At 61.9% G+C, this 10,631-nt stretch carries 10 protein-coding genes; 6 read left to right on the top strand and 4 right to left on the bottom strand.

Going from position 1 to position 10,631, the window contains the following annotated elements; all coding sequences use genetic code 11:
- Nucleotides 1–180: 180 nt before the first annotated feature.
- Entirely contained in the window at nucleotides 181–2,430 is a 2,250-nt protein-coding gene (locus ABI_RS19540) for an alpha/beta hydrolase family protein (RefSeq protein ID WP_006274799.1), read from the bottom strand.
- Nucleotides 2,431–2,552: 122 nt separating this feature from the next.
- Nucleotides 2,553–4,550 (bottom strand): putative bifunctional diguanylate cyclase/phosphodiesterase, encoded by a 1,998-nt coding sequence (locus tag ABI_RS19535; protein ID WP_006274798.1) that lies wholly within the window; start codon nucleotides 4,548–4,550, stop codon nucleotides 2,553–2,555.
- Nucleotides 4,551–4,753: 203 nt separating this feature from the next.
- On the opposite strand from ABI_RS19535, the gene ABI_RS19530 reads away from it, so the two are divergent.
- The 3 genes from ABI_RS19530 to ABI_RS19520 are packed head-to-tail and all read left to right on the top strand — an operon-like array spanning nucleotide 4,754 to nucleotide 7,162.
- Nucleotides 4,754–6,106 carry a TldD/PmbA family protein gene (locus ABI_RS19530; protein ID WP_006274797.1) on the top strand — a complete coding sequence of 451 codons (1,353 nt, stop codon included), beginning with the start codon at nucleotides 4,754–4,756 and terminating at the stop codon, nucleotides 6,104–6,106.
- Nucleotides 6,106–6,903, top strand: a complete 798-nt coding sequence (locus ABI_RS19525) for an inositol monophosphatase family protein (protein WP_006274796.1) — start codon at nucleotides 6,106–6,108, stop codon at nucleotides 6,901–6,903. The genes ABI_RS19530 and ABI_RS19525 overlap by 1 nt, the downstream gene beginning before the upstream one ends.
- Before the next feature lie 28 nt (nucleotides 6,904–6,931).
- Entirely contained in the window at nucleotides 6,932–7,162 is a 231-nt protein-coding gene (locus ABI_RS19520; RefSeq protein WP_006274795.1) for a DUF4170 domain-containing protein, read from the top strand.
- A gap of 35 nt (nucleotides 7,163–7,197) precedes the next feature.
- Here ABI_RS19520 and ABI_RS19515 read toward each other — a convergent pair whose 3' ends face one another.
- The gene (locus tag ABI_RS19515) at nucleotides 7,198–7,437 is read right to left on the bottom strand and encodes a hypothetical protein (RefSeq protein ID WP_006274794.1); all 240 of its coding nucleotides are present in this window, start codon (nucleotides 7,435–7,437) and stop codon (nucleotides 7,198–7,200) included.
- Nucleotides 7,438–7,596: 159 nt separating this feature from the next.
- Between ABI_RS19515 and ABI_RS19510 the strand changes: the two genes are divergently transcribed.
- Nucleotides 7,597–7,842: a type II toxin-antitoxin system ParD family antitoxin gene (locus ABI_RS19510; RefSeq protein ID WP_006274793.1), complete on the top strand. Its 246-nt coding sequence runs from the start codon at nucleotides 7,597–7,599 to the stop codon at nucleotides 7,840–7,842.
- A complete protein-coding gene (locus tag ABI_RS19505; RefSeq protein ID WP_006274792.1) occupies nucleotides 7,842–8,147 on the top strand; it encodes a type II toxin-antitoxin system RelE/ParE family toxin in 306 nt (101 codons plus the stop codon). The genes ABI_RS19510 and ABI_RS19505 overlap by 1 nt, the downstream gene beginning before the upstream one ends.
- Here ABI_RS19505 and ABI_RS19500 read toward each other — a convergent pair whose 3' ends face one another.
- On the bottom strand, nucleotides 8,148–8,837 hold the full coding sequence (locus ABI_RS19500) for a protein-tyrosine phosphatase family protein (protein ID WP_006274791.1): 690 nt from the start codon (nucleotides 8,835–8,837) through the stop codon (nucleotides 8,148–8,150).
- 103 nt (nucleotides 8,838–8,940) lie between these two features.
- Between ABI_RS19500 and ABI_RS19495 the strand changes: the two genes are divergently transcribed.
- The coding region (locus ABI_RS19495) for an ABC transporter ATP-binding protein (RefSeq protein WP_040309884.1) at nucleotides 8,941–10,631 on the top strand (1,691 nt) is incomplete at its 3' end.

The raw sequence follows: 10,631 nt of genomic DNA, 5'->3' as shown, positions 1-10,631 counted from the left end.
AGCGCCGATTCGATTCCTCCGGATCGAAACGCGCTCTAACGTGGCGGCCCGTGCCGTGGCTGCGACAGACAATGGGCCTTGTCGGCGGATGACCGGGTCTCGCCGCCTCCAGGTTTTCGGATGGGAAGGCCCATTGGCCTGTACCGGCTAAGTCCTCGCGTTGTGCCTAACCATCGCCCCCTATTTCGCGGGATTGTTCAGCGCCAGAAAATCGACCACCGCCTGTGCGGCTCCCAAACGGCAGCCTTCTGTGCTCAGGTCATGGTCGCAATCGGGCAGTTCGACATAGGATATCGCCTGCCCGGTCTTTTGGCCGCCGTCACGCAAGGTACGGCTCTGGTCGGGCGGCACAACTTTGTCGCGTTCGCCGTGAACGAGCAGCGTCGGCACCTGAATCGATGTTGCCATGATGCTGGACGGTGTTGCGTTGCCGAAATAGCGGCCTAACAACTCCGGAGATGCGGGGTCGGTCCGAAAGGCACGCGACTGTTTCGCATCGGCCATCAGCCCCGCCATATCATCCGCCGGAGCGTATTTCTTCATATTCGCCGCATAGTCACCGGGATCAGAAATACCGTTGATAGCCACGGCGCAACGATATGGGCCATCACCGTCGGCCCCGCGTAAGGCAGCATAGCCACCATACCCCTGACCGATAATGCAGACCCGCTTGGGATCGATGATGCCTTGTTGCGTCAGATAACGCACCCCATCATCCATGTCGCTCAGCATGCGGCCGGACCATTGGCCATAACCGGCCTCAGTCAAGGGGAGGCCATAGCCATCCGACCCGCGATAATTGGGTTGCAGAACGAGATAGCCCCGCGAAGCCAGGACCTGAGCCAGCCAGTTGAAACCGCGCGCATCGTGCGCCAGGGGCCCGTCATGCGGCAGGACGATCAACGCACGCTTCGTCGCCTCGCCCTGAGATGGCAAGGTCAGAAGTCCGCCGATCTCCAGCCCGTCGGCCGCCTTGTACCGCACAGGTCGCTGAGAGGCCACCCACTCCGGCGGAACGGACGGATACTGCTGGCCGATATCGACCCGCTTACCGGCGACAAAATCGAAATAGTGCCAGGCGCCAGTATCATCGCTGCCTTGCGCGAACAGGATCATCTGGTGCGGATCGCGCGCCATGGCGGCCACGCGAACGGCCTTGCCGGGCGCGGCTTCGATAGCCAGCCTGTAGTATTCGGCCAGATCGGGGTCGAAGAAGGTATAGGTCGTTCTCTCGCCGTCGTGCTCCAGGCCGGCAAGGGCGCCGGTTTCCGGATGGAAGATCGGCCGGTCGCGTGTCGCATCCCCGGAATCGAGAGCTTCGGACAGTTTCCCGTCGGCTGACAACTCGTAGTAGTGGAAGCGGCGCGATCCGTCAGGACTATGCACCATATCCAAGATCAGCAGCGAAACGCCATCCCGCCCAAGTCCGACAAGGAGAGGCGCGACGGTGCCTTGCTTCGACTCGATCTTGCGCGTCAGCACTGGCTTCCACCTGCCGTCCTTTTTCATCTCGATGCGAAAGGTGGTATCCAGGTAGCTGTAATGCGCTCTCGCCAACGGCTGACCTGCGCTGTCGACCAGCCAGTCGTCGACATAGCGCCCCAGCCGGTCGAGATCGCCGCCGCCGTCATCAATCATGCGGCCAAGGCCTGTGTCGGGGTCAACACGCCACAGATAAACACGCTGTGCCACCTGACCGGCAATCGACTTGTCGCGCAGTTCTAGGAAGCCGCCGGCCAGTTGCATCTTGCCGTCGATCATCACCGGCTTGGGCAGGCCAAGCGGGAGGTGGTTGTAATCCCCGACCATCTTGTCGCCAAGACTGATGGAAGTGCTGTTGCGCAGATCCACAATCGATGCAGCATCCTGCGAGCGCACCCCATAGTCGGCGCACGCCGGCGGGGTCAGGGCAATGATTTTGCCCAAATTAGCCGCGCGCCCCGCCGCGCCGTTGTCCATGCCCAAGCGATCCGATATGGGTTCAACAATGATGTATGAATAGTCGGACACGGCCTGAGCCGTCTTCAATGTATGGACCGCGCCCGCCGGACAGGTGCCGCGTATACCGGTCTGTGTGTCCGACAGCATGATATGGTCGTTGTCCAGCCAGGCAATAGCCGATAGCGGGTCCTCGCTCAGCCGGATCGACCTGTCGGACGCATCGTTGACGTTATAGGTGGTCAGCAGGCGCAGCCCGCCCTTGCGTGTGACGAAGGCAAACCGGCTGCCATCGGCAGATAGGGCAATATGTTCGACGCGCGGCGTTTGAACAAAGAGTTCCAGCGGCGGCGGCGGAATGTTCTCCGCCGGTTTGGGACGCAGGACGCCCTTGATAATGACTTCGGTTGCCCCCTGAGACGTCGATTGCGCCATCGCCAGCGGGCTGGCCAGAAAAAGGACGACAGGCAGCGTTACCAGAAGCTTGGACATAGAATTCCCCCCTTTTTTTTTGCAACTTTAATGTGCTTTGCGGGAGATATACACCACATCGCGCCATCGTGCAAAACCCACTTAACGCGCAGGGCCAGGAGCTAATGCTAGCGTTGCAGGCCTCAACCGGCCAGGGAAAGGCGCTCACCTTCGGTCGCCAGAAACCCGGCCACTTCTCCCGCCGGCATGGGCTTGCTGAACACGTAACCCTGGATATACCGCGCTCGGACCTGACGCAGATTGTTCAGTTCAGCCTCGGTCTCGACACCTTCGACGACGCACTCCAGATGCAGGTTGCGGCAAAGGTCGATAATCGTCTTGATGATCTTCAACGTCGTACCGTGCTTGACCAGTTGCACCACGAAACTGCGATCGATCTTGATCTTGTCGACCGGCAGCCGGTGCAGGTAACCCAGCGACGAGTAGCCCGAACCGAAGTCGTCGATCGCAATCCGCGCCCCCATGACCTTCAGCCGCGACAGGGCTTCGCAGGCCTGGTCAAAGTCGGTCAGCATGGCGGTTTCGGTAATCTCGAACTCGATGCGGCGCGGATCGATGCCGCTGCGCTCGACCGTATCGCAGATGTTGGCAATTGCCGTCGCCGAGCGGATATCGCGCGCCGACAGGTTAAACGAGGCGCGCATCTCTTCCGGCCACTCGGCCATGTGTTTCAGCGCCTTGCTCAGCAGGATCTGGGTGATCTGGGTGATCAGGCCCGACCGTTCCGCCGCCTTGATGAAGATGTCCGGACGGACCACACCCAGGCGGGCACTGTCCCAACGCGCTAGAGCTTCGAAACTGACGGTGCGGTTTTCGACGATATCGACCTGAGGCTGGAAGACGATCGAAAACTCGGCATCCAGGTCGCTGCCCCGCAGGGTCTGGTCGACCAGGCTGAAGTCACGCATCTCGGCCTCGTGGCGCTCGGTAAAGATCACCGGCGCCCCGCGCATGTTCTGCTTGGCGTAGTACAGGGCATAGTCGGCGCGCTCCAGCAACTGCGACGTCGATACACTGGCGTCGTCGCAATGCACGAAGCCCACCGAGCCCGAGATGTTGGCATTGACCCCGGACAGGTGATAGGTCTGGCGCAAGGCATCGCATAATTGGGCACCGAAGGCCTTCAGTTCGTCTTCCGAACGCTGGCCGGCCAGCACGATGGCGAATTCGTCACCACCCATGCGCGCCGGCAAACCGGTAATTCCACAGATCTGGCGCAGACGCTCGCCGACCTCGACCAGAAGATGGTCGCCGACACTGTGGCCATAAAGGTCGTTGATCGGCTTGAAACCGTCCAGGTCGATCAGGGCCAGATCGAAGGGTACCTTGCGCGCCCGCAGGACGGCCAGATTGCGCTCCAACTCACGGAAAAAGCTGCGGCGGTTCGGCAAGGCGGTCAGGACATCGCAGTCGGCCAGCATCTGGGCCTCTTCGCGCAGGCGGTCGGCAACGACCCGCGCACGTACCGCCCGGTACAGGGTCAGACGCACCACGCTTCCCATGCCGATAGCCATGGCCAGGCCGCCAAGCGAGGTCCAGGCGTAGACGGTCATGCCGTCCGGCATCTTGGCCATCCCTACCGTCATCATGGCAGTATAGCAGGCCAGGCTGGACGCCAGAAGGACGCGGAACGAGGCCCCGGAAATAGCAAACATGATGAACAAAAACAGGAAGTTGATCATCCGGCTCTGGTCGAAATGGAGAAGCTGGTAGGCGACCGGGTTAGCAATCATCAACAGATTGACGATGCCGCTGCCGATCTCGGGCAGACGGGGGTCGTCGCGATGGCGCAGGCTCAGGCGCTGAAAGACGATGGCGGTGACGGCAGTCACGGCGCTGGTCACGGCCAGGATGACCATGTTCATGCCGGTTTCGCGGAATATCCGCGAAAGGCACATGTAAGAAAAGAAGACAGCAGCGATCAACAGATAGCGTCGCGTCACCTGGGCCATGGCGACGGCTTCATCGCGCCGCGTCACCCCCATCTCTTCGCCCGACCAGGCGTCGTTGCTGGGCGTTTCGCCCGATATTGCGTACCACAGACGCAGTAAAGGCTGGCTGACTTGGGCGGACCTTGCCGCATAGCGGGAGAGAACGGCTGGCGCGATATCTTCGGTCATCAAGTTTCGGCGGCCCCTTCGCAAAACGTTCTGATTTTACGCTGTAAGGCCGTAATTATCACGCCTGTCTGAACATTTCGCTAAACGGAAGGGTTTTGGGCTACCGTCGTCACCGCTTCGTCACAAACGAGACTTGCACCCCTACGGGAGGAAGGCCTATATCCCTATCTATGTTGCAAACGCGAAACGACGCTGATTCCGCCATGCCGGACACTTCCCTGGAACGCCTCCATGGCGTGCTCGCTGCGGCGCGCGCGGCCGGCGCCGATGCCGCCGAAGCCGTCTTTGCCGTTTCACGTGCGCTCAGTGTGGGCGTGCGCAAGGGCGAAATCGAAAACGTCGAACGCGACGAAACCGCCGACCTGGGCCTGCGCGTCTTCGTCGGCCGCAAGCAGGCGGTTGTGTCCGTCTCGGAATTTTCCAAGGCCACGCTGGATCGTACGGTCGACCGCGCCATCGCCATGGCCCGGCTGGCGCCCGACGATCCCTATGCCGGCCTGGCCGATCCCGCCCGACTTTACCGCCCGATCAACCGGGCGATGATGGATCTGCAGATGTGCGACACCACGCATCTGTCGGCCGAAAACCTGCAACAGCGTGCGCTCGATATCGAAGCCGCTGGCCTGGCCCTGTCGGAGTCCCTGCAAAGCGATGCCGCCTCGGCTGGCTACGCCCAGAACCAGTGGACCCTGCTGACCTCGGACGGTTTCGAAGGTTCCCACAACACCTCTTTGTTCTTTCAGTCGGGTCGTTTTATCGCCACCGACGCCGACGGCAATATGGAACGCGACGGCGAAGGCCGCTCGACCCGCTATGCCGCGGACCTGCCCGACGTCGCCGACATCGGCCGTATCGCAGCCGAGCGCGCCCTGGCAGCGCTGGGCGCCCGCAAGGTCGACACGCAAAAGGCCGCCGTCTTCTTCGACCGCCGCATCGCCAAGTCGCTGATCAGCCAGTTCCTGGGCGCGATTTCGGGCACCGCGATCGCCCGAGGTTCCAGTTTCCTGAAAACCAAGCTGGGTCAGGCGATCTTCGCGCCGCACGTCCAGATCGTCGACGACCCGTTCCGCATGCGCGGCCTGGGCTCCGGCCTGTTCGATGACGAAGGCGTCGCCACCCGCCGCACCGAACTGATCAAGGACGGCGTCCTGACCACCTGGCTACTGAACACGGCGTCCGCCAAACAACTTGGGATGGCCTCGACAGGCCACGCCTCGCGCTCGCTGGCCGGCCCGTCCGGAGTGTCGACGCACAATGTCGTGTTGCAACCCGGCCCGTCATCTCCGCAGGATCTGATGCGCGATGCCGGAAAAGGCGTCGTGGTCACCTCGATGTTCGGCCCGTCGGTCAATTCCGACACCGGCGACTGGTCAGCCGGGGCGTCGGGTTTCTGGTTCGAAAACGGCGAGATCCAGTATCCTGTCAACGAAATCACCGTCGCCGGCAATCTGATCGACATGTATGCCCGCCTGGTCCCCGCCAGCGACCTGGACATACGTGGCACGGTTGACGCGCCCGGCTTTCTGATCGACGGCCTGAGCGTAGGGGGCAAGTGATGGCCACGGCGGTGCAGGCCTCGGATCTCGACCTGATCGTCGACAAGGTGCGCCGCGCCGGCGCCCTGGCCCAGCACCTGAAGAGCCACGGCCTGATCACCAGCTACAAGGCTGACGGCTCCATTGTCACCAACGCCGATACCGAGGTCAATCTGTGGCTGAAGGAGGCGCTGGAAGAAGCGCGTCCGGACTATGGCTGGCAAAGCGAAGAGTCGCCCGATAATGTTGAGCGCCTCGGTGCCAGACGTACCTTCGTGCTGGATCCGATCGACGGCACCATGGGCCTGTCCAAGGGCAGTCCGTATTGGACCATCGCCCTGGCGGTGGTCGAGGACGGCAAGCCGATCGCGGCGGTTGTCTATGCGCCCGATGCCGGCGAAATGTTCAGCGCCGCGACCGGTCACGGCGCGCGCCTCAACGACCAGCTCATCCACGTCACTGACCGGACCTCTCTGGAGGACGCCGAGGTGCTGGGCGATTCCCGCCTGTTCGGCAAGGACATCTGGCCGGTGCCATGGCCGCGCCTCAGCGTCCATTCGCGGCCGTCCGTGGCTTATCGTATGGCCTGCGTGGCGTGCGGCCGGGCGGACTTCACCATCGCCCTGACCCCCAAGCGCGACTGGGACGTCGCAGCGGCTACCCTGATTGCCCAGGAAGCCGGCGCGATCGTCAGCGACCATTTGGGAAATCCTTACGAATTCAATGCTATCGACAGCCTGAAACCGAGCCTGATCTGTTCGGGGCCGGCGCTGTTCCCCGAGATCATCCGGCGCTGCGCCCATCTCAGCGCCCTGTAAACCGCGAAATGTAACCCAAGAGACGATTATGGCGACAAAGCAATTACTGCATCTGGTGATCGGCGGCGAGCTGACCGATCTGACCGGCACCACCTTCAAGGACCTGACGAAGGTCGAGTTCGTCGGCGCCTATGCCAGCAATGCCGAGGCGGTCAAGGCCTGGCGCACCAAGGCCCAGGCAACGGTCGACAACGCCTTGATGCGCTACTTCGTGATCCATGCGCACAAGCTGATCGACCCGACCACCGCGGGCGAATAAAACAAAGGCCGGGAACGCTCCCGGCCTTTAGCGTATCAGTTGACAGCCTTCTCGACATTGCGCTCGACGTTTTCAGCCGGCGACTGATCGCCCAGCTTGTCAGCGGCGTTGTCGACACCGTTCGGCAGGGCCTGGACGGCATCCCCGACGCGCTCGGAACCCGAGCGGTTATCCTGCATCAGGAAAACGGCGCCGACGGCCAGGATAGCGATGATGATAACGGCCAGAACGATGGTCAGGGTGTTGTTGCCGGATGATTGGGTGGCGCTTGCCATGGGAAGTCTCCTTGTTGTGTAACAGGGAACCTAAGCGATTATCTGCAAGCGTGTCGTTGGGTATGATGCGCCTGTTCGTAAGCGGCGAGTCAGCATACCAATAACAAAAATTGCGCAATTTCTGTTATTGGTGTAATTTAGGCGCAGAGGAGACATACCATGAACGTATCCGTTGGCGAACGCTGGGAAAGCTTTATCGACCAGGTGGTTCAGGAAGGCCGCTATGCCTCCGTCAGTGAAGTGGTTCGCGAAGGCCTGCGCCTCGTCGAAGAGCGCGAGACGAAACTCAAGGCGTTGCGCGAACACGTTCAGGCCGCGATTGCCGAAGGTGGGGACCTAAGCAGCGCGGATATCAGGGCATCACTGGCCCGCAAGGCCGAAGCACATGCCCGGCTGGAAACCTGATGCGAAGGGTTAAGTACCTTCGTCAGGCTGAGCAGGACCTCTTCGACATTTTCGATTACATAGCCACAGAGAGCGGGCAGGTTCGAATAGCCGCAGCTTTTACCGAAGCCCTTGTCGACCGGTGTGACAGCCTGGCGTTCCTGCCGGGGAAATTAGGGCATCCGCGCGATGACCTTGCGCCGGGCTTGCGCAGCTTGTCACACAAAACCTATTTGATTTTCTTCCAATACGTGGAGGATGTCATCGAAATCGTCACCATCATCCATGGCATGCGCGACATCGACGCCATGCTCTCCGACGATTGACTACTCCCGCCGCAGCAGCTTTTCCGTCATCAATGTCCCCCACCACGATGCGGTGAAGTTCGCCTTAATCGCCGCCGGATCGTAGGCCTCCGACTGGGTCCAGTCGTAAAACGCAACGCCTGTGGGCGCCACATCGCGCAGATAGACTTCGAACAGATGGTCCAGAACGCCGGTCATCCCGGCCTTCATGTGCAGATATTTCATCGACAACTGCTGCGCTGCCACCTCGATCGGCTGCTTCAGATGAAAATGGCAGTACAGGACGCTCATCATCCCGGCGCGGTCGGCGCCCGACTTGCAATGCAGCAGGGCCGGATACTGGATGCGCTCAAAAAGCGCCTTGGCATCGCGCATTTCCTGGGCTGTCGGCAACGACCGCGAGGTCAGACCGAAATCCTCCAGGATCAGGCCCAGCTTCTCGCAGGCGTATTTCTCCATATAGTAGAAGGATCCTTTCCCGCCACGCAGGTTGATGACGGTCCGGATCCCCTTCTTCTTCCATGACGCCAATTGAAACGGCCACGGCTGGTTGGTACGCACCATGTCCGGTCCGATCCAGTGGGCATTGGTAAAGCCCAGCCTCAGATAGGCATGGTCCGCCCACAGGAAGTGCATCCGCGTCCAGAAACGGTGCCACCCCGTGTCGGTACGGAAGGGCTTGGCGTGGATTTTCTTGGGAAAAAGCTTCAAAAACGTGGGTCCGGTTAACACATAAAGACGCGACAGGCCTCAGGAAATGCCTATATAACCGCGCGGAGACATTTTGCCAGAGCTTAACGTACCAGAGCCGCCTATGAAGCCTGTTCCCACCGCCCCCGCCGACATGCGCCCCAAGGCGCTGATGGTGCGGGTGTGGACTCAGTATCTGGAACCGCACAAGGCACGCCTGGGCTTCGCCGTCATCTGCGCCGCCGTCGTCGCGGCGACAACCACCGTTATGACGAAGTGGCTGGAACCGTCGGTCAATCTGTTGTTCGGCATTCCCGACGGCACGCAGAATCTGCCCGGCTTCGTGCTGGCCCAGCCGCTGCTGTGGGTTCCCGCCGTCATTGCCATCGCCGCCCTGATCCGCTTCGTCGCCCAGCGCGGTCTGACGACCACGCTCAACCTCATCGGCAACGGTCTGGTCGGCCGCATCCAGGGTCAGTTGTTCTCGCGCCTGGTTCATGCCGATCTTGGCCGGCTGCAAAAGGCCCATTCCGGCCAATACCTGTCATCCGTCCTCTATGATGCCGACCTGGTGCGCGAAGCCGCGTCCACCGGTCTGGTCAACTACGTCCAGGCCAGCCTGATCGTGCTGGGCAGTCTCTACGCCATGCTGACGCTGGACTGGCCAATGACCCTGGCGGTTCTGCTGGCCGGACCGGTCATTGCCGCCGTCATGTCGAAATACCTGAAACAAACGCGCAAGGCCGCCCAGGGCGCGATGGACGAGACCTCGTCCCTGTCGACGGCCATCATGGAAAGCCTGGACGGTATCCGTATCGTTAAGGTCGCCAATCAGGAAAGCTTCGAAGAGCACCGCGTCAAGACCGTCATCGACCGCCGTCAGACACACCTGGTCAAGGGCGCCAACGCCCGATCGATGGCCGCGCCGGCCACCGAAGTCCTGACCGGTTTCCTCCTGGCCGGGCTGATGGCCTATGTCGGCTGGCGGGCGCAAGCCGGCGCCATGACCGCCGGCAGCTTCTTTGCCTTCCTCGTCGCCCTGCTGACCGCCGGCCAGGCCCTGCGCCAGCTGGCCGGTCTGCAAGGCACGCTCAGCGTCGGCATCGCCGCCTCGCGCCGCCTGTTCACAGCGCTCGATATCCAACCCGAAATCACCGAAAAGCCCGGTGCCGCCGAACTGCCGCGCGACTTCCAGACCGTGACGTTTGAAAGGGCGAGCTTCGCCTACGGCGATACCCTAATCCTGCGCGATATCAACTTCACCGCCTGGGCCGGGGCCAGCGTCGCCCTGGTCGGACCGTCCGGTTCGGGCAAGTCGACCCTGCTCAACCTCCTGCCGCGCTTCTTCGACCTGAGCGACGGCGATATCCGCTTCGATGGCCTCAGCCACCGCGATATCGGCCTGAAATCCCTGCGCAGCCGCATCGCCCTGGTGACCCAGGACCCGTTCCTGTTCGACGACACCATCCGCGCCAACATCGCCTACGGCAACATCGCGGTCAGCGACGACGACATACGCCGCGCCGCCCGCGACGCCGCCGCCGACGAATTCATCGAAGCCCTGCCTGAGGGCTACGACACCCGGGTGGGCGAAGCCGGCTCAAGGCTGTCGGGCGGCCAGAAGCAACGCATCGCCATCGCCCGCGCCTTCCTGAAGGACGCCCCCCTCCTGCTGCTTGACGAAGCCACCTCGGCGCTCGACACCCAGTCCGAGGTCAAGGTCCAGGAGGCGCTGGAACGGCTGATGAAGGGCCGCACCACCTTTGTCGTCGCCCACCGCCTGTCGACCGTGCGCCATGCCGACCAGATCCTGGT

The organism is Asticcacaulis biprosthecium C19, from assembly GCF_000204015.1.
Classification (GTDB): Bacteria; Pseudomonadota; Alphaproteobacteria; order Caulobacterales; family Caulobacteraceae; genus Asticcacaulis; species Asticcacaulis biprosthecius.
Note: the sequence above shows the minus strand (reverse complement) of the source record. Positions and strands in the feature narration are given on the sequence as shown.

Coding starts and splice junctions, on each gene's coding strand:
- ABI_RS19540 (WP_006274799.1), bottom strand. CDS start 2,430: ATGTCCAAGCTTCTGGTAACGCTGCCTGTCGTCCTTTTTCTGGCCAGC.
- ABI_RS19535 (WP_006274798.1), bottom strand. CDS start 4,550: ATGACCGAAGATATCGCGCCAGCCGTTCTCTCCCGCTATGCGGCAAGG.
- ABI_RS19530 (WP_006274797.1), top strand. CDS start 4,754: ATGCCGGACACTTCCCTGGAACGCCTCCATGGCGTGCTCGCTGCGGCG.
- ABI_RS19525 (WP_006274796.1), top strand. CDS start 6,106: ATGGCCACGGCGGTGCAGGCCTCGGATCTCGACCTGATCGTCGACAAG.
- ABI_RS19520 (WP_006274795.1), top strand. CDS start 6,932: ATGGCGACAAAGCAATTACTGCATCTGGTGATCGGCGGCGAGCTGACC.
- ABI_RS19515 (WP_006274794.1), bottom strand. CDS start 7,437: ATGGCAAGCGCCACCCAATCATCCGGCAACAACACCCTGACCATCGTT.
- ABI_RS19510 (WP_006274793.1), top strand. CDS start 7,597: ATGAACGTATCCGTTGGCGAACGCTGGGAAAGCTTTATCGACCAGGTG.
- ABI_RS19505 (WP_006274792.1), top strand. CDS start 7,842: ATGCGAAGGGTTAAGTACCTTCGTCAGGCTGAGCAGGACCTCTTCGAC.